Origin of the sequence: Citrobacter sp. wls708 (assembly GCF_005281255.1) — a bacterium.
In the GTDB taxonomy this organism is placed as follows: Bacteria; Pseudomonadota; Gammaproteobacteria; order Enterobacterales; family Enterobacteriaceae; genus Citrobacter; species Citrobacter werkmanii.
Genome location: NZ_SZXE01000036.1, coordinates 103,015 through 125,292 on the forward strand (window position 1 = coordinate 103,015; position 22,278 = coordinate 125,292).

A 22,278-nucleotide genomic window follows, 5' to 3' on the forward strand; every position below is an offset into this window, starting at 1 on the left:
GCTGGTTTTTTTGTCCTTAACCTTCCGGTTGTCTATCTTTTCAGCATCAAAACTTGATGCACATCAATTTTGGTATGACCAATGCACCGTTCGTGTTATTCTCACTCTCGAAGGACATTTTCATTATCGTAACTTGTTGTTAATTAAAGGCTATGCCAATAACTTTTAATTAACAATTGGTTAATAAATTTGAGGGGGTCACGTTGACTACACCATTGAAAAGGATCGTGATTGTCGGCGGCGGTGCTGGCGGACTGGAAATGGCGACGCAGCTGGGTAAAAAGCTGGGGCGTAAGAAAAAGGCCAAAATTACGTTGGTGGACAGAAACCACAGCCATTTATGGAAACCGTTACTGCATGAAGTGGCGACCGGTTCTCTGGATGAAGGTGTGGATGCGCTGAGCTATCTGGCGCATGCCCGTAACCATGGCTTCCAGTTCCAGTTGGGCTCGGTGGTTGATATCGATCGCGAAGCGAAGACCATTACTATCGCTGAGCTGCGCGATGAGAAGGGCGATCTGCTGGTTCCTGAGCGTAAAGTGCCGTATGACACGCTGGTGATGGCGCTGGGCAGTACGTCCAACGATTTCAACACGCCGGGCGTCAAAGAGAACTGTATTTTCCTTGATAACCCGCATCAGGCGCGTCGTTTCCACCAGGAGATGCTGAATCTGTTCCTCAAGTATTCCGCGAATCTGGGCGTTAACGGTAAAGTGAATATTGCCATTGTCGGCGGCGGCGCGACGGGGGTTGAACTCTCCGCGGAACTGCACAATGCGGTTAAACAGCTGCACAGTTATGGCTATAAAGGACTGACCAATGACGCGCTGAACGTTACGTTGGTTGAAGCCGGTGAGCGTATCCTGCCGGCATTGCCGCCGCGGATTTCCAGCGCCGCGCACAATGAATTAACCAAACTGGGCGTACGCGTACTGACGCAGACGATGGTTACCAGCGCTGACGAAGGCGGGTTGCATACCAAAGATGGCGAATACATTGAGGCTGACCTGATGGTGTGGGCCGCAGGGATCAAAGCGCCAGACTTTATGAAGGATATTGGCGGTCTGGAAACGAACCGGATTAACCAACTGGTGGTTGAGCCGACGCTGCAAAGCACACGCGATCCTGACGTGTATGCGATTGGCGACTGCGCTTCCTGCGCGCGTCCGGAAGGTGGATTTGTGCCGCCGCGCGCTCAGGCTGCGCACCAGATGGCGACCTGCGCGATGAACAATATCCTGGCGCAGATGAACGGCAAGCCGTTGAAAGCGTATCAGTACAAAGATCACGGTTCTCTGGTCTCGCTTTCTAACTTCTCTACCGTCGGTAGCCTGATGGGCAACCTCACGCGCGGTTCAATGATGGTAGAAGGCCGTATTGCGCGCTTTGTCTACATCTCACTGTATCGTATGCATCAGATTGCGCTGCATGGTTACTTCAAAACCGGCCTGATGATGCTGGTCGGCAGTATTAACCGGGTGATTCGTCCGCGTCTGAAACTGCATTAATATTGACCTCAGGCGTCGGACAATTTCACGCATCCGACGCCTTCCTTCAGAGTTCTCTGAATCATCTCGCTTTATCCCTGCCTTCCGCTATTTTCATCCGTAATCTGATTGGCATTCCTTACCTTCTGTTGCAAAGTTTTTGCTAATAGCAAAAAAGGAGGAAGTCCCGTGAATAAATCAATGTTGGCGGGTATAGGGATTGGCGTAGCTGCTGCGCTGGGTGTTGCAGCGGTGGCCAGTCTTAACGTTTTCGAGCGTGGCCCACAGTATGCACAAGTTGTCTCTGCAACACCGATTAAAGAATCGGTAAAAACGCCACGTCAGGAGTGTCGGAACGTGACGGTCACGCACCGCAAGCCGGTGCAAGATGAAAACCGTATCGCGGGTTCTGTGCTGGGTGCCGTAGCTGGCGGTGTTATCGGCCACCAGTTTGGTGGCGGACGCGGTAAAGATATTGCCACCGTGGCGGGTGCATTAGGCGGCGGCTATGCCGGTAACCAGATCCAGGGTTCGATGCAAGAAAACGATACGTACACCACCACGCAGCAGCGTTGTAAAACGGTGTATGACAAATCAGAAAAAATGCTGGGCTACGACGTGACGTACAAAATTGGCGATCAGCAGGGGAAAATTCGTATGGATAAGGACCCCGGCGCGCAAATTCCGTTGGATAACAACGGACAGTTGGTACTGAATAACAAAGCGTAAAATAGCATTATCCTGAACATTAGCCCCCCATTCGCTCAGGCTGGGGGGCTTTTTTTATCAGAAGGTTAAGGCGTAGTTCAGACCAAAGGTACGACCCCGGCCCTTGTATTCATACAGTGACGGGCTGCCATAAGTTGGGCTGTACAGCAGTGGCGCACGTTGTCCCCATAGCGTGGTGTACTCTTCATTCAGCAAGTTTTCCACGCTGAAGGTCAGCTTACCTAACGGGAGCTGGTAGCTGCCGATAAAGTCCATGGTGTTATAGCCGTCCAGCTTATTGCCGCTGGCGTCACTCAGATCAAATGTTTGCTGGCTCTGTACACGCAGCGACCACGGTTCAGGCGCCCAGCCGACCCATGCGGTTGCTTTAGATGGTGAAGCCAGAGTGACATCCCATTTCTGCCATTTACCGTTTTGTTTCACTTCGGATTTAATGACGTTGAAGTTGCCGCCCAGACTCCAGTCAGTATCGGCGATGAAATAATCTACCGCACCTTCCAGACCATAAATCCGACGATCGTCGGGCTGTACGTTTATGGTCATATCACTGCGGTTGATAACGATCGATTTATCCGAAGTGGAGTAATAAGCAGCCAGTTGCGTGCGCAGGTTATCGCCCGTGTAACGCCATCCCAGCTCGTACGAGTTAACTTTAATCCCTTCCAGGCGAGAATCCGCCACGTTGACGCTGCGCAGAAGTTGATAATGATCGCCAACCAGAGAATAGGTGCCGTTACCGTAATATTTCCCCGGATCCGGAAGCTCAACGCCTTGAGAGAAGTTAAACCAGGTTTGCTGGCGCTCAGTCAGGTGGGCGAGGATCCCGGCGTTAAACAGGAAGTTATCGTAATCGGTTTTGCCGCCCGGAATGGTATCGGCGGAGTTTGCAAGGCCCGTCGCGATTCCCTGCTGTTGGGCATAGCCAACGAAATCATCAACCCTGTTTTCGGTCCATTGATAGCGTACGCCGCCACTGAGAGTGAAGATATCGTTTATGTCATAGCTGTTTTGCAGGAAAGGCGCGAAGTTGGTGATGCTGTAACCAGGATAACGCCCGGTAGTATAAGCGGTACGGTTGTCCATGCCACCGGAGGGCAGAGAGTAAGCCAGATCGAAGAATTTCTGATTGGAATCGAAGGTTTCATGATCCGCATCGATACCCCACGTCAGTTCCCAGTCATCCATTACCTGGCTGTTGAGAGTGATTTTGGCACCGAACTGGTCGGTATCCTGCTGTGAGGCGGAGAAACTGGTGACCTTGCCTTTGCTCAGCGTAGGGAAGGGGTAGAATTTTAGCGATTCGTCGCGGTAATAGATTTGACTGACCAGGTTCTGACCAAAGAAATCTGCATCGGAATACTGCAGACTGATCAGATGGCGCTCGGTGCCGGGAATACGATCGGAGTTCAGTCCGCTGCTGGTATAAGCTTTACCGTTTCCGGTCACGGCGGACATGTTCTCGCCGAGATCCAGCCCGTAATCTTCATCCCCCTGACTCTTGTAGTACTGGGTAACCAGTTGTAATTGACGGTTATCATCCAGCTCAATCGTCCCGGTGCCCATCACGTCCAGACGATCGGAATGCTGCAGGCCGGTTTGGGTGTTATCCAGCAGCAGAGCATCGTGGTTGCCGTCATACCAACCGCCAAACCGTTGATACGCGACGGACATACGACCGGATGCACGATCGGTTCCTCCACTCACCGCGGCGGCGACGCGTTCGTCATGATCGTTACTGTTATTAAACCCGCTTTTACTGCCCAGTTCGAGTTCGACTTCACGCTCAGGCTGACCTTTTTTGGTGACGATGTTGATCAAACCGCCGGTACTTCCTCCGCCATACAAGGATGTTGCGCCTGAGATGACTTCAATATGAGCAATGTTAAACGGGTCAATGGAGTCAAGTTGACGGCTGTCGGTACGGGAGGAATTCAGACGGACACCGTCTATCAATACTACGATGGCGCGACCGCGCATGTTCATGCCGTAATTGGTTCGTCCCTGACTGCTGACATCAATTCCGGGGATTAACTGAGCAAGAACATCCTTGAACTCTTTACCACCCTGAACTTGCTGTTCAATTTCGCTTCCTTCAATAACCCAGGTCGTTTGCGCCATTTCTGCCACGGTGCGTTGGCTGCGGTTAGCGCTGACGATGAGATTCTCTTCCTCCGCTGCGATAGCCGGTAGGGTTAAGGATAATAAGAGCGGATTGAGCACCCAGAGACGCTTATGCATTTGTATTCCTTTTAAAAAGTCGGTCTGTTTTTGTTATTGCGGTAGAGAAACCGATAGTTACATTGGGAAACAGGTGTTAAAACAAATGCGAATATTGCTGATAATAATTGTCGTTATCAATACATTTTTTAAAAAAGATCTGCTAATGCGATGAAAACAATAAGGAATGAAGGGTTATTGGTACAAAAAACCGAGGGCTTTTAGCCCCCGGCGGTGTCATCTGTTCGTGGAAGAGAGAGGAGAGGGTTAAAGTTTGATGAGTTCGGGCCACAGCCGTAGGGTGGTGTGTGCGATCTGCATCAGTTTCTCAAATGACGCGCCTTCGCGGGCGCTAATCGACATACCCTGTAAAATGCAGTTCAGATATTCGGCCAGCTTTTGCACGTCGCAGTGGGCCGGAATTTCGTCACGCTGCTGGCGCTGACGAAGGAACTGGGTAAGCGTCTGTTCCTGCATCGCATGGCGTGATTTCACCGTGTGGGCGATCTCGCGGGAAGAGGCCGCCAGCGTCGCGGACGTATTAATCATAAAACATCCTGCCGGAGTATCTTTACTGGTAAAGCAGGTCGCTATGGCGGTGAAATAGTCTTCCAGTGCTGACTGAAGGCTTTTTTCTTCGCAAAACAGCTGAGCTTCGTGTTTCGCCGCGAAGCGAGTTATATAGCGGTCCAGCACGGCACGAAACAACCCTTCCTTGTTGGTAAACTCCGCATACAGCGTGGGCGCTTTCGCACCCGTTGCTTCCACGAGATCGGCGAGCGATGTCGCTTCATATCCGTGCTGCCAGAAGAGTGTCATGGCCTTATCAAGCGCGGCTTCCCTGTCGAACACTTTTGGTCGGCCACGGCTTTTTTTTGCACAACCTGTCGTTTCAGTTGTCATGGCGCCGATGTACCTTTGTTGGCTTTAGTGAATAATCATTATAAAAATATTCCCCGCCACACTCCAGCGGATTAGCGATAAAAATAATTTATAGCTATTAGCATGAAAAATAAGGTCTTTATCTTTTATATAACGATCATTATAAAAAAATGTTGACGTGTGACCTGGATCACATCTATGATTTACCTATCGATCGTTAAGTTAATCATTGCGACACCCATTCATCTGCAAAAGGTCACTATTATGAAAAACGTAAAAACTCTGTTTGTTGCTGCTGTTCTTAGCTCACTGTCATTTGCCAGCTTCGCCGCTGTTGAAGTTCAGGCCACGCCTGCAGGTCAACAGAAAGTTGGTACTATCTCTGCAAATGCGGGGACGAACTTAGGTTCTCTGGAAGATCAACTGTCGCAGAAAGCGGATGAGATGGGCGCGAAGTCTTTCCGTATTACTTCCGTTACCGGTCCTAACACCCTTCACGGGACTGCCGTTATCTACAAATAAGATTTAACCCATCGCAATGCCACTGCGAGTTAAATAAAAAACCCCCGCGGAATAAAATCCAGCGGGGGTTTTTTTTATGGGTAATGTTTACATCGGTTGTTGAGCCACGTCGTGATGACGGGTGACATCGACCGGCATGCCTGAGCGAATCTCCATCGCATGTTCCATGACGGCAGGGTCCGTTTGCGCCGCATTCTTAAAGGTCTGCATTGCGGCGTTCAACACGATCGGCAGCAGTTGCGGGTCATCATTGATCTTTTCTGACAGCGGCTGGTGCACTTCCACCAGCCGCATGCCGTTAGGTTCGACTGAGGCTTTGATCGGCGTGTTAATGATATTGACTTTGGTTCCTGGCTTCACTTGACGGAACAGGGTTTCAATATCACCGTCGCGCAGACGAATACAGCCGGAACTGACGCGCATACCGATACCAAAGTCAGCATTGGTGCCGTGCAGCAGATAAACACCGCCGTATGCGGCTAAGCGAATTGCGTGATGGCCCATCGGGTTATCTGGCCCGGCAGGGACAACGGCAGGAAGATCGATGCCGTTTGCTTTATAGCGCGCGCGGATATTTGCCGTAGGCGTCCAGGTGGGATTAGCGCGTTTATCGGAAATGGTGGTTACCATGGTGGGCGTCAGCGTATCACCACCTAACTGGCCAATGCCAATAGGATATACGGTCACCGAATTTGTCCCCGGCTGGTAATAATAAAGACGCAGTTCGGCGAGGTTGATGACAATACCTTCGCGCGGTGCATCCGGTAACAGGGTTTGCAATGGGATAGTCAAAACGCTGCCAGGACGAGGCACGAAAGGATCAACGCCGGGGTTGGCCTGCAGCAGCGCTAAAAAGCCGACGTTGTATTTTTTCGCAATAGCTTCGAGAGAACCGCCATTGTCTTCGACAACGTGAACGGTATTCTGTCCCACCAGACGGCTTCCCGGCGGCGGCAGCGGCCAGGTGTTTGCCTGAGCCGGAAATGCTAACGCGAAGGTCGCTGCAAGCGTAAAAAACGCTAACCAGCGAGAGAGTCGTTTATTGTTTAACATCACCATAAATCCATTGTTTTTACGTGGTTTTTATTATGTAAAAGTAAACAAGAATTATGGCCGTTTGCTGTGTCGGGAAGTGCAGGGAAGTGCAAAGAGTTTGTAAATTCACAGGCCGGGAGCGTTATGTGCGCTCCCGGCATGCTCACTATGCTACGGCGTTTTCTTCAAGTTGGCGCATAAACTGGCGTACCCAGTCGATTCGCGTTTTACGCTCGCTCAGATCCTGCATAAATTTCAGCCGGGTTGGACCGTCCAGACGGAAGTGCTGCGGCTGTTTTTGCAGTAAACCAATCAGCCACACCGGGTTAACGTGGTTTTTCTCTGCAAACTCAATCGTGCCGCCTTTTTCATTGCCTTCAAGCTTTCTGATGCCCAGTTTCTGCGCCTGTTGGCGTAACCGGGCAATATCCAGCAACGTACGGGCCGGGTCGGGCAGCAGACCAAAACGGTCTATCAGCTCGACCTTAATTTCTTCCAACTCGTTTTCGCCTTTCGCACTGGCAATACGTTTGTAGAACGACAGTCGCGTGTTGACATCGGGAATATAGTCATCCGGCAGCAGTGACGGCATGCGCAGTTCAACTTCGGTTTGCTGGCTGGTGAGATCTTCCAGCGACGGTTCGCGTCCTTCTTTGAGCGCATCGACAGCATTTTCCAGCAGCTCCATATACAGCGAGAAGCCGATGCTTTCCATGGAACCACTCTGATCTTCACCCAGCAGTTCCCCGGCGCCGCGAATTTCAAGGTCGTGGGTCGCCAGCGCAAAGCCAGCGCCCAAATCTTCCAGCGAGGCGATGGCTTCCAGGCGCTTTTGCGCGTCGGTGGTCATCGCTTTTGGATGCGGCGTCAGCAGCCAGGCGTACGCCTGATGGTGTGAACGTCCCACACGGCCGCGCAACTGGTGTAATTGCGCCAAACCAAAGTGATCGGCGCGTTCGATGATAATGGTGTTGGCGGTCGGGATGTCGATCCCGGTTTCGATAATAGTGGTACATACCAGAACGTTAAAGCGCTGATGGTGGAAATCGTTCATCACGCGTTCCAGTTCGCGCTCGCGCATTTGACCATGGCCGATACCAATACGCGCTTCCGGCACCAGTTCCGCTAATCTGTCAGCGGTTTTCTGGATATTTTCGACGTCGTTAAACAGATAATAAACTTGCCCCCCGCGCAGAACTTCACGCAGGATAGCCTCGCGAACCACCAGATTGTCATATTCACGCACAAAGGTTTTCACCGCCAGACGACGGGCAGGAGGCGTGGCGATGATCGACAGATCGCGCATGCCGCTCATCGCCATATTGAGCGTACGCGGAATAGGCGTTGCCGTCAGCGTCAGGATATCGACATCCGCGCGCATTGCTTTGATGCGCTCTTTATGACGAACGCCAAAACGGTGCTCTTCATCGACAATCAACAGACCCAGATCTTTTAGCTTCACGTCCGCTTGCAGCAGTTTGTGGGTGCCGATGAGAATATCGATTTTCCCTTCGGCCACCTGCTCCAGAATCTGCGCTTGCTCTTTGGCGCTACGGAAACGGGACAGCATTTCAATACGTACCGGCCAGTTGGCAAAGCGATCACGGAAGTTGTCGAAGTGCTGCTGAGCGAGCAGGGTAGTCGGAACCAGCACGGCCACCTGCTTGTGGTTCTCTACGGCGAGGAAGGCGGCGCGCATCGCGACTTCGGTTTTACCAAAGCCGACGTCGCCACACACCAGGCGGTCCATGGCCAGCGGCTGGCACATATCGCTGAGCACCGCGTTGATCGCCTGCGCCTGATCGGGCGTAGTTTCAAACGGGAAACTGTCGCAAAACAGTTGGTACTGCTCACGATCATGCTTAAAGGCAAAGCCCTCTTTCGCCGCACGCTGAGCATAGATATCCAATAGTTCTGCCGCGACATCGCGCACCTTCTCAGCGGCTTTCTGACGGGCGCGAGACCAGGCATCGCCACCCAGTTTATGTAGCGGCGCATTTTCTTCCGCGCCGCCAGCGTAACGGCTGATCAGGTGCAACGATGACACAGGCACGTACAGTTTGGCGTCGTTGGCGTAGGTGAGCATCAGGTACTCGCCGGTGATACCGCCCGCTTCCAGCGTGGTCATCCCGGCATAACGGCCAACGCCGTGCTCCAGGTGCACCACCGGTTGACCGGGATGCAGTTCGGCGAGGTTACGAATTAACGTATCAGGATTGATGGTGCGACGAGAATCCTGGCGGCGGCGCGCCACGCGCTCCCCGAGCAGATCGCTTTCGCAAATCAGCGCCAGGTTGCGTTTGCTATCAATGAAGCCGTGTTCAGCTGCGCCAATCATCAGATAGCGACCATTGTCGACGGCTTCGTCGAGACGCAATATGCGCTTCGGCGCGATTTTGATACGGGCGAGCAGTTCGCCAAGCGCTTCGCGGCGACCTTCGCTTTCAACGGAGAAAATCACCGGACCGGTGAAGCCTTCAAGGAATTTACGTAACGCATCTAACGGCGCTTTTTGCTGCGCCTGAACCGCGATATCTGGCAACTTCTGGAAGCCGAGGTTAGTATTCGCGGCTTTGTTCGCCAGAGTCTCAGTTTTCAGTTGAACACGGGGCCAGCGTTTAAGTTCGGAGAACAGCTCATCTACGCGCAGCCACAGCGAATGTGGCGGCAGAAGCGGGCGCATCGGATCAACACCCCGGTTCTCAAAACGCGACAGGGTATCAGCCTGGAAGCGCTCCGCACTGGTCTCTATATCGCCGGTATTGACCAATAACGTATTGGCGGGGAAATAGCTGAACAGGGGGGGCAGCGGCTCGCTGAAAAACAATGGCTGCCAGTATTCGATCCCGGCAGGTAACGTGCCTTTGCTGACCTGCTGGTAAATATGTTCGGCGTCGCGTTTAACTTCAAAGGTATCGCGCCACTGGCTGCGGAACAGCTCAATCGCCGTTTTATCGGTCGGGAATTCATGCGCGGGCAGCAAATTAATGGCGTCGACTTCTTCCAGTGTGCGCTGGGTGTCGGTATCAAACAGACGCAGACTGTCGATTTCATCATCAAAGAAATCCAGTCGATAAGGTAATTCGCTGCCCATGGGGAACAGATCCAACAATGCGCCGCGCGTGGCGTATTCGCCGTGCTCCATCACCTGATCAACATGACGGTAGCCCGCGCTGTCCAGTTGTTCGCGCAGGGCGTCGCGCGAAAGCCGCTGACCTTTTTTCATCACCAACGCATGACCATGCAGATAGCTGTGCGGACAGACGCGCTGCATCAGCGTGTTCACTGGCACAATCAGTACACCGCGCTGCATCGCGGGGAGTTGATACAGCGTGGAAAGCCGCGAGGAGATAATCTCCTGATGAGGGGAAAAGCTATCGTAGGGCAGCGTTTCCCAGTCCGCCAGGTTCATTACCATCTGGTCGGTAAACTGACGAATTTCATCATGCAGTCGCAGGGCATTTTGCATGTCCGGCGCGATCAGTACGACAGGACCCGCATGACGTTCAGCAATTTCAGCGACCAGCGTCGCGCAAGCTGCGCCGGTCAGTTCGCCTAACTGGCGCTGGTCGGAAGCGCTGGCCGGGAGCGTGTAACGATGTTGTTCAGGCATTCGGTTGTCAGGATCTCGTTTAGATATACATCTGATAAGCAATGTTCTTTATTATCCGTGATCGTTTCTCATAAGCAAATTGATTCGCCCCCTGATGGGGGCAAAAAGCGCGTTGAAATTAGCGCGAGGCCGTCGATAAAGACGGTGGAGAAAAGAGCAAGTCGGCAATGGTTTTTTGCGAAATCTTACGCACCAGCAAGCCAAACAGAGTGCACAACAGCAGGCAGGCGAAGGGATAAACCAGCAGCAGGAGCAACTCGCCGTACGCAGGCCAGGCGGCATGATTGATTTTGGGGATTAGCGCTAAGCTGAACAGCTCAACCAAAATACGGTGGGTGGTATAGATGGCGATAGTATTGGATCCAATCACGCTTAACGGGCTGGATGCGCGCATACCAAAGCGCTGCTCGAACTGATAAAACAGCTTCATGATCAGTACAATAGACAGGAGGGAAAGCAGTAGCGAAATATTTGCCAGCCACGCGACCACAGCGGCCACTACGCTAACCATAAATATGAGCGTATGGCGGCGCAGAGGCACCTCTTTGATCCATACCATCAGCGTTGCGCCAAACCAGGCGCCGAGGCTGTACCAGGGCAGATTGCGCATCACGCTGTTCATTCCCCACCACGGCGTGGGGAAAAAATTGATCGCCACGCTCAGCACGACAAACAGCGTCAACAGCGGTAACGCCCAGCGGTTGAACATCTTACACAGCACAAAATAGACAATCAGCGCATACAGATACCACAAGCTGGTGCTGGCGGTCAGCATCCCGTGGGTAAAGCCAGCGATTGAACCGGCATACGCGGCGTTGGCAGCATGACTCAGATCGCGTTGCGGAGCCAACCAGTTATTGAGCGAGACTAACGCCAACCATTGCACGACTCCCCATAGCACCAGCACCCAGGCAATACTCCAGATCCGTTTATCCACACAGGTTGTCCAGGGAACGCTATCGATGTAGCGGCGGATCAAATAGCCTGAAATAAAGAAAAATACCGGCATACGAAACGGCGCCAGGTACAGATTGAGGTAAATCCAGCATTTGCTCAGCATCTCTGAAAGCGGATACTGAAAGGTGGTGAGGTGTGGGTAAAACGTAATGACTGAGTGATATATTACCACCAGACAAATGCATAACCCTTTGATTTGATTAATCCATAATTCTTTTTTATTCATTGAGACAGCGTACCCATATTGTTTGCTATAGCCTGCCATCCTGCGCAACCCGCTGTACGCTGTAATGCGTAACTGTCTGCATTTTGTTTTTTTAGGATAAAGATCAGGGACCCGGACTGAAGGGGGAGGGGTAACTACAGCGGATTGATTTATCTATCCTTTTAGGAATAGTGCTGACGAACACTTACGGTTCAGTCATTTACCCATTCCGCTTTCGCTTATATACTCGTGACTTTGCTAACAGCAACCAGACGGATTTCATGTACCAACCTGTCGCTCTATTCATCGGCCTGCGTTATATGCGCGGGCGTGCAGCAGATCGCTTCGGTCGCTTCGTTTCCTGGCTCTCCACCATCGGCATTACTCTCGGGGTAATGGCGCTGGTCACAGTGTTGTCAGTGATGAACGGTTTCGAGCGCGAGCTGCAAAACAATATCCTTGGCCTGATGCCCCAGGCTGTTCTCTCGTCTGAACAGGGTTCCCTAAACCCGCAGCAATTGCCGGAAAAAGCGGTGGTGTTGAACGGCGTCAACCGCGTTGCACCCATAACAACGGGTGATGTGGTGCTGCAAAGTGCGCGTAGCGTGGCGGTTGGCGTAATGCTGGGTATCGACCCGGCGCAAAAAGATCCGCTCACGCCGTATCTGGTCAATGTGAAGCAAACAGATCTGCAACCGGGTAAGTATAATGTCATCCTCGGTGAGCAGCTTGCCGGGCAGTTGGGCGTTAACCGTGGCGATCAAATTCGCGTAATGGTGCCGTCCGCCAGTCAGTTTACGCCGATGGGGCGTCTGCCTAGCCAGCGTCTGTTTACGGTGATCGGCACCTTTGCCGCTAACAGCGAAGTCGACGGCTACCAGATGCTGACCAACATTCAGGATGCGTCACGCCTGATGCGCTACCCGGTGGGTAATATCACCGGCTGGCGTTTGTGGTTGAACGAGCCGTTAAAGGTTGACACGTTGAGCCAGCAAACGCTGCCGCAAGGTACCAAATGGCAGGACTGGCGCGAGCGTAAAGGGGAATTATTCCAGGCCGTGCGCATGGAGAAAAACATGATGGGGCTGCTGCTCAGTCTGATCGTGGCGGTGGCGGCTTTTAATATTATTACCTCGCTGGGTCTGATGGTAATGGAGAAGCAAGGGGAAGTGGCGATTCTACAAACTCAGGGGCTAACGCCGCGGCAGATAATGATGGTGTTTATGGTTCAGGGGGCCAGTGCCGGGATTATCGGCGCGCTGCTGGGCGCAGGGCTGGGCGCATTGCTCGCCAGTCAACTGAACAACCTGATGCCCATTATCGGCGTGCTTCTGGATGGCGCTGCGCTGCCGGTCGCCATCGAGCCGCTGCAGGTTATCGTCATTGCGCTGGTGGCGATGGCCGTCGCGCTGCTGTCTACGCTTTATCCTTCCTGGCGCGCTGCCGCCACTCAACCCGCTGAGGCTTTACGTTATGAATAAGATCCTGTTGCAATGCGACAACCTGTGCAAACGCTATCAGGAAGGCTCAGTGCAGACCAATGTCCTGCACGATGTCAGTTTTTGCGTTGGCGAAGGCGAGATGATGGCGATTGTCGGCAGCTCCGGCTCCGGTAAGAGTACGCTGCTCCATCTGTTAGGTGGGCTGGATACACCAACTTCCGGCGACGTCATTTTTAGCGGTCAGCCGATGAGCAAGCTCTCGTCTGCGGCGAAGGCGGAACTGCGCAATCAGAAGCTGGGCTTTATTTACCAGTTCCACCATCTGCTGCCGGATTTTACCGCACTGGAAAACGTAGCGATGCCGCTGCTGATTGGTAAGAAAAAACCGGCTGAAATCACCGCGCGCGCGCGCGATATGCTGAAAGCGGTAGGGCTGGACCATCGTGCCAGCCATCGCCCGTCTGAACTGTCGGGCGGCGAGCGTCAGCGCGTGGCCATTGCCCGTGCGCTGGTCAATAACCCTCGTCTGGTGCTGGCGGATGAACCAACGGGTAACCTTGATGCGCGCAACGCGGACAGCATTTTCGAGCTTCTGGGGGAGCTTAACCGCTCTCAGGGCACGGCATTTCTGGTGGTGACGCACGATCTGCAGTTGGCGAAGCGCATGAGCCGCCAGCTTGAAATGCGCGATGGTCGCCTGACGGCTGAACTGAGCCTGATGGGAGCAGAGTAATGGCTTCGCCTTTATCGTTATTGATTGGCCTGCGTTTTAGCCGAGGTCGGCGGCGCGGCGGTATGGTCTCGCTGATTTCGGTGATTTCTACCGTTGGCATCGCGTTGGGTGTGGCGGTGTTGATCGTCGGGTTAAGCGCCATGAATGGCTTTGAGCGTGAGTTGAACAACCGTATTCTGGCCGTGGTCCCGCACGGTGAAATTGAGGCCGTCAACCAGCCGTGGAACAACTGGCAGGAAGCGCTCGATAAAGTACAGAAAGTGCCTGGTATTGTCGCCGCAGCGCCCTATATCAACTTTACCGGACTGGTGGAGAGTGGGGCGAATCTACGCGCGGTGCAGGTGAAGGGCGTTGACCCGAAACAGGAGCAGCGTTTAAGCGCGCTGCCATCGTTCGTGCAGAACCACGCCTGGGATAATTTCAAAGCCGGTGAGCAGCAAATCATCATTGGTAAGGGGATTGCCGATGCGCTGAAGGTGAAGCAGGGCGACTGGGTGTCGATTATGATCCCTAACGCCAGTGCGGACCATAAGTTACAGCAGCCTAAACGCGTGCGTTTGCACGTGACGGGCATTTTGCAGCTGAGCGGTCAGCTCGATCACAGCTTTGCCATGATCCCCATGGAAGATGCGCAGCAATACCTGGATATGGGATCCAGCGTTTCCGGGATCGCGCTAAAAGTTAACGACGTCTTTAACGCCAATAAACTGGTACGTGACGCGGGTGAAGTCACCAATAACTATGTTTATATTAAGAGCTGGATTGGCACCTACGGCTATATGTACCGCGATATCCAGATGATCCGCGCCATCATGTATCTGGCGATGGTGCTGGTGATTGGCGTGGCCTGTTTTAATATCGTTTCCACGTTAGTGATGGCGGTAAAAGACAAAAGCGGTGATATTGCGGTATTAAGAACCCTGGGGGCTAAAGATGGTTTGATCCGTGCCATTTTTGTCTGGTACGGCCTGCTGGCGGGTTTGTTCGGTAGTCTGATAGGCGTCGTCATCGGGGTGGTTGTCTCGCTGCAGTTGACGCCGATCATCAACGGCATCGAGGCGCTTATCGGCCATCAGTTCCTGTCTGGCGATATCTATTTCATTGACTTCCTGCCATCGGAATTACACTGGCTGGATGTGATCTACGTGCTGGTGACAGCATTAGTGCTGAGTCTTTTGGCGAGTTGGTATCCGGCGCGTCGCGCCAGCAATATTGATCCTGCGAGAGTACTTAGCGGCCAATAACAATAAGAAGGAGCGGTGATGTATTACGGATTTGACATCGGCGGGACCAAAATTGCGCTGGGAGTATTTGATAACCAACGCCGTTTGCAATGGGAAACACGCGTCCCTACGCCTCGCGACAGCTATGAAGCTTTCCTTAATGCGGTCTGCAATCTGGTAATGGAAGCGGACCAGCGATTCGGCGTCAAAGGTTCGGTGGGTATCGGCATTCCTGGCATGCCGGAAACAGAAGACGGTACGCTGTACGCGGCCAATGTGCCTGCCGCCAGTGGTAAACCGCTCCGTGCCGATCTCAGTGCCCGCCTTGACCGCGATGTTCGCCTGGACAACGATGCCAACTGTTTTGCCCTCTCTGAGGCCTGGGACGACGAGTTCACTCAGTATCCGCTGGTTATGGGGTTAATCCTCGGCACCGGTGTCGGCGGTGGACTGGTGCTTAACGGTAAATCTATCACCGGACGCAGCTATATCACCGGTGAGTTTGGTCATATTCGTTTGCCTGTCGATGCGCTGACGCTGATGGGATTTGATTTCCCACTGCGCCGCTGCGGATGCGGTCAATTGGGCTGTATTGAAAGCTATCTCTCCGGTGGTGGATTTGCGTGGTTGTATCAGCATTACTACCATCAACCGCTGGATGCCCGTGAAATTATCGCGCTGTGGGAGCAGGGGGATGAGCAAGCGCGCGCCCATGTTGAACGTTATCTGGATTTACTGGCAGTCTGTTTGGGGAATATCCTGACCATCGTTGATCCTGATTTAGTGGTGATTGGTGGTGGTTTGTCGAATTTTTCCGCTATTACGACGCAACTGGCGGACAGATTGCCACGCCATCTGCTGCCGGTTGCCCGAGTGCCGCGTATTGAGCAGGCGCGGCACGGTGATGCGGGCGGAATGCGCGGGGCCGCTTTTTTACATCTTACCGATTAATACAAAGAGGTTGTTATGCTGTCGCGTCGGAGTCATCGGTTAAGCCGCTTTCGTAAAAATAAACGCCATTTGCGCGATCGCCTGCGTCAACGAATCTTTTTCAGAGACAGAGTGGTGCCTGAATTGATGGAAAAACCAAGAGTGCTGGTACTGACGGGAGCGGGGATTTCTGCCGAGTCAGGTATTCGAACCTTTCGCGCGACGGATGGTCTTTGGGAAGAACATCGGGTCGAAGACGTTGCGACCCCGGAAGGGTTTAGTCGCAACCCGGAACTGGTTCAGTCGTTTTATAACGCCCGTCGTCATCAATTGCAGCAACCAGAAATCCAGCCCAACGCGGCGCATATCGCGCTGGCAAAACTTGAAGCCGAGCTGGGTGACCGTTTTTTACTGGTGACGCAGAATATTGATAACCTGCATGAACGCGCGGGCAGCCAGAATGTCATCCATATGCACGGCGAACTGCTCAAGGTTCGCTGTTCGCAAAGCGGACAGATTCTGGAGTGGACGGGCGATGTGACTGCGGAAGACAAATGCCATTGCTGCCAGTTCCCGGCTCCGCTGCGACCGCACGTCGTGTGGTTTGGTGAAATGCCGCTGGGAATGGATGAAATTTATATGGCGCTGGCAATGGCGGATGTGTTTATTGCCATTGGCACATCAGGCCATGTTTACCCGGCCGCGGGTTTTGTGCATGAGGCGCGGCTGCATGGAGCGCATACGGTAGAGTTAAATCTCGAGCCGAGCCAGGTGGGAAGCGAATTCGAAGAGAAGCATTACGGTCCGGCAAGCCAGGTGGTGCCTAAGTTTGTTGAGAAGTTATTGAAAGGGCTGTAATTTTTTTTTGCCGGATGGCGGCAAATGCCTTATCCGGCCTACGCTTCGCATTGATGTAGGCCCGATAAGCGTAGCGCCATCGGGCATTCCTTACAACGCTGAATTAGCGTCCTGCTTTCAGCTTCTGATAATACTCTTCATAAATGGCGCTGGCGGAGCCGACGTCATTTTGCCATTCCCCTTTATTGATGGTATCAGCATCAGGGTAGAGCGTTTTATCGTTCGCCACTTCCGGGCTCAGCAGCTTACGTGCCGCAAGGTTTGGCGTTGGATAACCGATAGTTTCTGCGACTTCTTTCGCCACGTCCGGGCGCAGCAGGAAGTTAATCAGCTTCAGCGCACCTTCTTTGTTTTTCGCATTAGCCGGAATAGACAGACTGTCCATCCAGAAAATACCCCCTTCCTTCGGCCACACCACTTCCAGCGGGGTCCCCGCCTGGCGCGCGACATATGCGGAGCCGTTCCACACCATCCCCAGATTGACTTCGCCTTCCATATACGGGTTGGCCGGGTTGTCAGAGTTAAATGCCGCGACGTTAGGCATCAGCTTCTTCAACTCGTTATAGGCGGCTTCAATCTCTTTTGGATCGGTGGTATTGCCGGAATACCCCAGCTTGCGCAGCGCCATCTGGAAGACTTCACGCGCGTCATCGGTTAACAACAGGCTACCTTTGTACTCCGGTTTCCACAGGTCGGCCCAACTGGTTACGGTTTTCGGGTCGATGGCATCGCTGTTGACGCCAATGGCCGTCGCACCCCAGATATACGGAATGGAGTAGTCATTGTTGGGGTCAAACGGCTTGTTGAGCATTTCCGGATCGAGGTTGTGAAAATTGGTCAACGTCGACTTGTCGATCTTCTGGATCATGCCTTCTTTACGCATTTTATCGACGTAATAGGTAGACGGAACCACCAGATCGTACGCACCGTCTTTATAGGTTTTGAGCTTGGCGTACATGGTTTCATTCGACTCATAGGTCGAATAGATAACCTTAATGCGGGTCTCTTTGGTGAACTGCTCCAGCAGTCCTGGCGGCACATACTCAGTCCAGTTATAGAAATAGAGCGTGTTGTTGTCATTCGCGTGAGCGGCGCTCATGCCCAGTGCCAGAGCACCCGCCGCGAGCAGGTGGCGTGACCATTTTTTCATCATTTAACGTCCCCTGAATTAAGGGCCTTAGCGGCCCTTGGTTTTATCACGTGCAATAAGCTGGCTGGCGATCACCATAACCAGCGACAGAACCAACAAAATGGTCGCCAGTGCGTTCACCTCGGGTGATACGCCGACTTTTACCATTGAGTAGATTTTTAAGGGCAAAATTTCATAACCCGGCCCGGTGACGAAGGATGAAACAACGACGTCATCCATCGACAGCGTAAAGCTTAGCAACCAGCCTGCGGCCACCGCAGGCATTGCCAGCGGCAGAATGATCTTGCGCAGGATAGTCACTTCACTGGCGCCCAAATCTTTTGCCGCTTCCAGCATTCGCACATCAAAGCCTTTCAGACGTGAATAGACCGTCACCACCACAAAAGGCAGACAGAAGGTAATATGCGAAAACAGCAGCGACCAGAAGCCGAGCTGAATGCCAATTAACATAAACAGAACCAGCAGCGAAATCGCCATTACGATATCGGGCGACATCATCACCACAAACAGCATGCCGCTGACAAAGGGTTTCCCGCGAAAACGGTAGCGATAAAGCGCGACCGCGGTGAGTGAACCGATCAGCGTGGCAAACGTTGCGGAGAGCACTGCCATCGTCAGGGAGTGTTGCGCCGCCTGCAGCAGGCTGTCGTTGTTCACCAGCAGACCGTACCACTTGGTAGTAAAACCTTGCCAGTTGATGCCAAAGCGCGAGCTGTTAAAGGAGTTCACAATCAAAATAATGATTGGAATATACAGATACGCGTAGATAGCGGTCATAAAACCGCCACGAAGCAGTCGACCGATCATTCGAGTTCTACCTTCTTGTTCAGCAAGCGCGAGGCGCGCCAGTAGACCAGCAGCATCAGCCCCATCACGATAGTCAGCGTTATGCTGGTAGCTGCGCCAAACGGCCAGTCGCGAATGTTCAGGAACTGCACTTTAATCACGTTACCAATCAACAGGTTTTTCGCCCCGCCCATTAAATCGGAAACGTAAAACAGCCCCATTGCCGGCAGCATAACCAGCAGACATCCGGCGATAATTCCCGGCATCGTCAGCGGAATAATGATGCGGGTAAAGGTCTGAAGTTTGCTGGCGCCTAAATCGCGTGCGGCTTCCAGCAGCGGTTTATCGAGCTTCTCAATGCTGGAGTAGAGCGGCATCACCATAAACGGTAGCAGGATGTACACCAGGCCGATAATCACCGCGCTGGGGGTAAACATGATGCGAATGGGGGTATCAATAATGCCGAGCCACAACAGAAACTCGTTGAGATAGCCTTTGGTACTGAGGAAAATTTTGAGTCCGTAGATGCGAATAAGCGAGTTGGTCCAGAACGGAACAATCAGCAGGAACAGCAGCAGCGGGCGCACTTTTTCCGGCAGCTTTACCAAAAACCAGGCAAACGGATAGCCGAGTACCAGACAGGCGAGCGTGGCAATCAACGCCATATTGAGGGAGTGAACCAGTACCTCAAAATAGAGCGGATCCAGCAGGCGAGTATAGTTTTCCAGCGTAAAGACCATTTTGACGAAATTAGCGTCGTCACGGGTCAAAAAGCTGGTGCCGATGATCATCAGGTTGGGCAGAAAGACAAATAACACAAGCCAACCGACAATGGTGACGATCACCACACTCTGGAATTTACTTGTGTTCTTCATCAGCCAGTACGACCTCCCAGCTTTCTACCCAGTTAATCGCCATTTTCTGGTCGAGTGAGTGGTCGAAGTCAGGATCGTCTTCATTGAAGAATTCACTGACCATCACCATCTTGCCATTTTCCAGTTCCACAACCGACTCCAGCGTCATGCCTTTGTAGTTGCGTTCACGCACGTAGCCGATAAGACCTTCAATATGATTATCGTCGTTGATCTCATCAACGCGCAGATCTTCCGGGCGCAATAATACGTGCAGTTTTTGCCCAGGCACCACCGCGAAGTTGACGTAAATGTTGCACTCGCGACCTTCCACATTAGCACGAACGCGCTGATCGTCCAGACGCTCAATGACCGTCGCGTTAAACATATTGATTTCGCCGATAAACCCGGCGACAAACAGATTTTTCGGCTCTTCGTAGATTTCGCGCGGCGTACCATCTTGCTCAATCTTGCCATCGCGCATTACCACAATACGGTCTGACATGGTCAGCGCTTCTTCCTGGTCGTGCGTGACAAAAACAAAAGTGATACCAAGCTTACGTTGCAGCGCTTTCAGTTCGTTCTGCATCTGTTTGCGCAGTTTGTAGTCCAGCGCAGAGAGGGATTCATCTAACAGGAGCAAACGAGGTTTGTTGACCACCGCACGGGCAATCGCCACGCGCTGTTGCTGTCCACCAGAAAGTTGATGCGGCTTTCGTTGGGCGAATTCTTCCAGTTGTACCATGCGCAGGGCTTCGGTAACACGAGGAGGGATATCAGCAGCGGGTGTTTTCTGCATGCGTAAACCGAAGGCCACATTTTCAAACACGGTCATGTGGGGAAATAACGCATAGCTTTGGAAGACGGTGTTCACGTAGCGATTTTCCGCCGGAACGTGAGTGATGTCCTGGTTGTCCAATATGATATGACCGGAATCAACCGTTTCCAGACCGGCAATCAGGCGAAGAACGGTTGTTTTACCGCAGCCAGAGGGGCCGAGCAGCGTGAGAAACTCGCCGTTTTTGATGGTCAAATCCAGGCTGGAAATCACCTCTTTGCCATCGAAACTTTTGCGAATTCCCGCTAATTGCACCAGTGGAGAAAGCGAACGCGGTTGTTTATTCAATTTTTTACTCTGTCCCATGTAAACGCAACGGATGGCTGACCGATGCGGGGTTTGTGGTTAACCACCTTGATGACTCTTAATGAGGGCCGTTATTCTACGGCAAACCATGGTAATCGCCAATCCTTGTTGCGAATTACTGACTTAGCCCTATAGTCAGAGGGGATGTCATGGCGAAATATTCTTACTTGCGGGGATAAAAGTGACCTGACGCAATATTTGTCTTTTGTTGCTTATTGATAATGTTGTCACAAAAAGTGAGGGTGACTGCATGGATAAACTACTTGAGCGTTTTTTACACTACGTGTCGCTGGACACCCAATCCAAATCGGGCGTGCGGCAAGTACCCAGCACCGAAGGACAGTGGAAGTTATTACAACTGCTCAAACAACAGCTCGAAGAGATGGGGCTGGTCAATATTTCACTCAGCGAAAAGGGGACGCTGATGGCAACGTTGCCTGCTAACGTTGCTGGCAATATTCCCGCTATCGGTTTTATTTCCCATGTGGATACCTCACCGGATTGCAGTGGTAAAAACGTTAATCCACAAATTGTTGAAAACTACCGCGGGGGCGATATCGCGTTAGGTATTGGCGATGAAGTTCTGTCGCCGGTGATGTTCCCGGTACTGCATCAGCTTTTGGGTCAGACGCTAATCACTACAGACGGCAAAACATTGCTGGGCGCCGATGATAAAGCGGGCATCGCAGAAATCATGACCGCGTTGGCTGTGCTGATCCAAAAAGAGATCCCGCATGGTGATATCCGCGTGGCCTTTACGCCGGACGAAGAGGTCGGTAAAGGGGCGAAGCATTTCGACGTTGCGGCATTCGATGCGCAGTGGGCCTATACCGTTGACGGTGGTGGCGTGGGGGAGCTGGAGTTTGAAAACTTCAACGCCGCGTCGGTTAATATCAAGATCGTGGGCAACAATGTGCATCCGGGCACCGCAAAAGGGGTGATGGTGAATGCGCTGTCGCTGGCTGCGCGTATTCACGCGGAGGTTCCGGCCGATGAAAGCCCGGAAACGACGGAAGGCTATGAAGGCTTTTATCACCTGGCGAGCATGAAAGGGACGGTTGATCGGGCGGATATGCACTACATCATCCGTGATTTTGACCGTAAGCAGTTTGAAGCGCGTAAACGCAAGATCATGGATATCGCCAAGAAGGTTGGCAAAGGGTTACACCCGGACTGCTACATCGAGCTGGTGATCGAAGACAGCTATTACAATATGCGCGAAAAAGTGATTGAGCATCCGCACGTGCTGGATATTGCCCAGAAGGCGATGCGCGATTGCGATATTGAACCTGTGCTGAAGCCTATTCGTGGCGGAACCGACGGCGCGCAGCTGTCGTTTATGGGGTTACCGTGTCCGAATCTGTTCACCGGCGGCTACAACTATCATGGCAAACATGAATTTGTGACTCTGGAAGGGATGGAAAAAGCGGTGCAGGTCATTGTACGTATTGCGGAGCTGGCGGCGAAACAAAAATAAATGTAGATGCCGGATGGCGCTGCGCTTATCCGGCCTA

Annotated in this window: 18 protein-coding genes; 9 read left to right on the plus strand and 9 right to left on the minus strand. The window is 52.6% G+C overall.

Features of this window, described 5'->3' with window-relative positions:
• Positions 1-203: 203 nt before the first annotated feature.
• Together ndh and FDW97_RS20090 are read left to right on the plus strand one after the other, a co-directional pair.
• On the plus strand, positions 204-1,508 hold the full coding sequence (ndh, locus tag FDW97_RS20085; protein ID WP_038639829.1) for an NADH-quinone dehydrogenase: 1,305 nt from the start codon (positions 204-206) through the stop codon (positions 1,506-1,508).
• 168 nt (positions 1,509-1,676) lie between these two features.
• Positions 1,677-2,216 carry a glycine zipper 2TM domain-containing protein gene (locus FDW97_RS20090; protein WP_003030814.1) on the plus strand — a complete coding sequence of 180 codons (540 nt, stop codon included), beginning with the start codon at positions 1,677-1,679 and terminating at the stop codon, positions 2,214-2,216.
• Between the two features lie 57 nt (positions 2,217-2,273).
• On the opposite strand, the gene FDW97_RS20095 is transcribed toward FDW97_RS20090, so the two are convergent.
• Entirely contained in the window at positions 2,274-4,454 is a 2,181-nt protein-coding gene (locus FDW97_RS20095; protein ID WP_038639832.1) for a TonB-dependent siderophore receptor, read from the minus strand.
• Positions 4,455-4,700: 246 nt separating this feature from the next.
• Positions 4,701-5,336, minus strand: coding sequence for a TetR family copper-responsive transcriptional repressor ComR (gene comR, locus FDW97_RS20100; protein WP_137351539.1), 636 nt, complete (start codon positions 5,334-5,336; stop codon positions 4,701-4,703).
• Between the two features lie 243 nt (positions 5,337-5,579).
• Here comR and bhsA point away from each other — a divergent pair, with 243 nt between their 5' ends.
• On the plus strand, positions 5,580-5,837 hold the full coding sequence (gene bhsA, locus FDW97_RS20105) for a multiple stress resistance protein BhsA (protein WP_137351540.1): 258 nt from the start codon (positions 5,580-5,582) through the stop codon (positions 5,835-5,837).
• Positions 5,838-5,924: 87 nt separating this feature from the next.
• Here bhsA and FDW97_RS20110 read toward each other — a convergent pair whose 3' ends face one another.
• The 3 genes from FDW97_RS20110 to FDW97_RS20120 form a co-directional block, all read right to left on the minus strand.
• Complete coding sequence (locus FDW97_RS20110; RefSeq protein WP_121528888.1) at positions 5,925-6,890, minus strand: L,D-transpeptidase family protein; 966 nt, start codon at positions 6,888-6,890, stop codon at positions 5,925-5,927.
• A 148-nt stretch (positions 6,891-7,038) separates the two neighbouring features.
• Positions 7,039-10,485 carry a transcription-repair coupling factor gene (gene mfd, locus FDW97_RS20115; protein WP_085048508.1) on the minus strand — a complete coding sequence of 1,149 codons (3,447 nt, stop codon included), beginning with the start codon at positions 10,483-10,485 and terminating at the stop codon, positions 7,039-7,041.
• A gap of 118 nt (positions 10,486-10,603) precedes the next feature.
• Positions 10,604-11,668: an acyltransferase family protein gene (locus FDW97_RS20120; protein WP_137351541.1), complete on the minus strand. Its 1,065-nt coding sequence runs from the start codon at positions 11,666-11,668 to the stop codon at positions 10,604-10,606.
• Between the two features lie 260 nt (positions 11,669-11,928).
• On the opposite strand from FDW97_RS20120, the gene lolC reads away from it, so the two are divergent.
• The 5 genes from lolC to cobB are packed head-to-tail and all read left to right on the plus strand — an operon-like array spanning position 11,929 to position 16,833.
• Positions 11,929-13,128 carry a lipoprotein-releasing ABC transporter permease subunit LolC gene (gene lolC, locus FDW97_RS20125; protein WP_137351545.1) on the plus strand — a complete coding sequence of 400 codons (1,200 nt, stop codon included), beginning with the start codon at positions 11,929-11,931 and terminating at the stop codon, positions 13,126-13,128.
• Positions 13,121-13,822, plus strand: a complete 702-nt coding sequence (lolD, locus tag FDW97_RS20130; protein ID WP_137351542.1) for a lipoprotein-releasing ABC transporter ATP-binding protein LolD — start codon at positions 13,121-13,123, stop codon at positions 13,820-13,822. Before lolC ends, lolD begins: the two co-directional genes overlap by 8 nt.
• The gene (gene lolE, locus FDW97_RS20135; protein WP_069323346.1) at positions 13,822-15,066 is read left to right on the plus strand and encodes a lipoprotein-releasing ABC transporter permease subunit LolE; all 1,245 of its coding nucleotides are present in this window, start codon (positions 13,822-13,824) and stop codon (positions 15,064-15,066) included. The genes lolD and lolE overlap by 1 nt, the downstream gene beginning before the upstream one ends.
• 18 nt (positions 15,067-15,084) lie before the next feature.
• Complete coding sequence (nagK, locus tag FDW97_RS20140; RefSeq protein WP_085048504.1) at positions 15,085-15,996, plus strand: N-acetylglucosamine kinase; 912 nt, start codon at positions 15,085-15,087, stop codon at positions 15,994-15,996.
• Positions 15,997-16,011: 15 nt separating this feature from the next.
• The gene (gene cobB, locus FDW97_RS20145) at positions 16,012-16,833 is read left to right on the plus strand and encodes a Sir2 family NAD+-dependent deacetylase (RefSeq protein ID WP_137351543.1); all 822 of its coding nucleotides are present in this window, start codon (positions 16,012-16,014) and stop codon (positions 16,831-16,833) included.
• Positions 16,834-16,936: 103 nt separating this feature from the next.
• On the opposite strand, the gene potD is transcribed toward cobB, so the two are convergent.
• The 4 genes from potD to potA are packed head-to-tail and all read right to left on the minus strand — an operon-like array spanning position 16,937 to position 20,764.
• Positions 16,937-17,983, minus strand: a complete 1,047-nt coding sequence (gene potD, locus FDW97_RS20150; protein ID WP_137351546.1) for a spermidine/putrescine ABC transporter substrate-binding protein PotD — start codon at positions 17,981-17,983, stop codon at positions 16,937-16,939.
• Positions 17,984-18,010: 27 nt separating this feature from the next.
• Positions 18,011-18,790: a spermidine/putrescine ABC transporter permease PotC gene (potC, locus tag FDW97_RS20155; protein ID WP_006684943.1), complete on the minus strand. Its 780-nt coding sequence runs from the start codon at positions 18,788-18,790 to the stop codon at positions 18,011-18,013.
• Entirely contained in the window at positions 18,787-19,644 is an 858-nt protein-coding gene (potB, locus tag FDW97_RS20160; protein ID WP_038639863.1) for a spermidine/putrescine ABC transporter permease PotB, read from the minus strand. Before potB ends, potC begins: the two co-directional genes overlap by 4 nt.
• Positions 19,628-20,764 carry a spermidine/putrescine ABC transporter ATP-binding protein PotA gene (potA, locus tag FDW97_RS20165; protein WP_038639864.1) on the minus strand — a complete coding sequence of 379 codons (1,137 nt, stop codon included), beginning with the start codon at positions 20,762-20,764 and terminating at the stop codon, positions 19,628-19,630. The genes potB and potA overlap by 17 nt, the downstream gene beginning before the upstream one ends.
• Before the next feature lie 250 nt (positions 20,765-21,014).
• Here potA and pepT point away from each other — a divergent pair, with 250 nt between their 5' ends.
• A complete protein-coding gene (gene pepT / locus FDW97_RS20170; protein ID WP_069323349.1) occupies positions 21,015-22,241 on the plus strand; it encodes a peptidase T in 1,227 nt (408 codons plus the stop codon).
• Positions 22,242-22,278 lie beyond the last annotated feature (37 nt).

What these genes read in the sequence shown, in the direction of transcription:
- comR (WP_137351539.1), bottom strand. Translation starts at nt 5,336, where the DNA reads ATGACAACTGAAACGACAGGTTGTGCAAAAAAAAGCCGTGGCCGACCA.
- potA (WP_038639864.1), bottom strand. Translation starts at nt 20,764, where the DNA reads ATGGGACAGAGTAAAAAATTGAATAAACAACCGCGTTCGCTTTCTCCA.
- mfd (WP_085048508.1), bottom strand. Translation starts at nt 10,485, where the DNA reads ATGCCTGAACAACATCGTTACACGCTCCCGGCCAGCGCTTCCGACCAG.
- FDW97_RS20095 (WP_038639832.1), bottom strand. Translation starts at nt 4,454, where the DNA reads ATGCATAAGCGTCTCTGGGTGCTCAATCCGCTCTTATTATCCTTAACC.
- lolE (WP_069323346.1), top strand. Translation starts at nt 13,822, where the DNA reads ATGGCTTCGCCTTTATCGTTATTGATTGGCCTGCGTTTTAGCCGAGGT.
- potD (WP_137351546.1), bottom strand. Translation starts at nt 17,983, where the DNA reads ATGAAAAAATGGTCACGCCACCTGCTCGCGGCGGGTGCTCTGGCACTG.
- bhsA (WP_137351540.1), top strand. Translation starts at nt 5,580, where the DNA reads ATGAAAAACGTAAAAACTCTGTTTGTTGCTGCTGTTCTTAGCTCACTG.
- lolC (WP_137351545.1), top strand. Translation starts at nt 11,929, where the DNA reads ATGTACCAACCTGTCGCTCTATTCATCGGCCTGCGTTATATGCGCGGG.
- pepT (WP_069323349.1), top strand. Translation starts at nt 21,015, where the DNA reads ATGGATAAACTACTTGAGCGTTTTTTACACTACGTGTCGCTGGACACC.
- nagK (WP_085048504.1), top strand. Translation starts at nt 15,085, where the DNA reads ATGTATTACGGATTTGACATCGGCGGGACCAAAATTGCGCTGGGAGTA.
- potC (WP_006684943.1), bottom strand. Translation starts at nt 18,790, where the DNA reads ATGATCGGTCGACTGCTTCGTGGCGGTTTTATGACCGCTATCTACGCG.
- FDW97_RS20120 (WP_137351541.1), bottom strand. Translation starts at nt 11,668, where the DNA reads ATGAATAAAAAAGAATTATGGATTAATCAAATCAAAGGGTTATGCATT.
- FDW97_RS20110 (WP_121528888.1), bottom strand. Translation starts at nt 6,890, where the DNA reads ATGTTAAACAATAAACGACTCTCTCGCTGGTTAGCGTTTTTTACGCTT.
- potB (WP_038639863.1), bottom strand. Translation starts at nt 19,644, where the DNA reads ATGAAGAACACAAGTAAATTCCAGAGTGTGGTGATCGTCACCATTGTC.
- lolD (WP_137351542.1), top strand. Translation starts at nt 13,121, where the DNA reads ATGAATAAGATCCTGTTGCAATGCGACAACCTGTGCAAACGCTATCAG.
- cobB (WP_137351543.1), top strand. Translation starts at nt 16,012, where the DNA reads ATGCTGTCGCGTCGGAGTCATCGGTTAAGCCGCTTTCGTAAAAATAAA.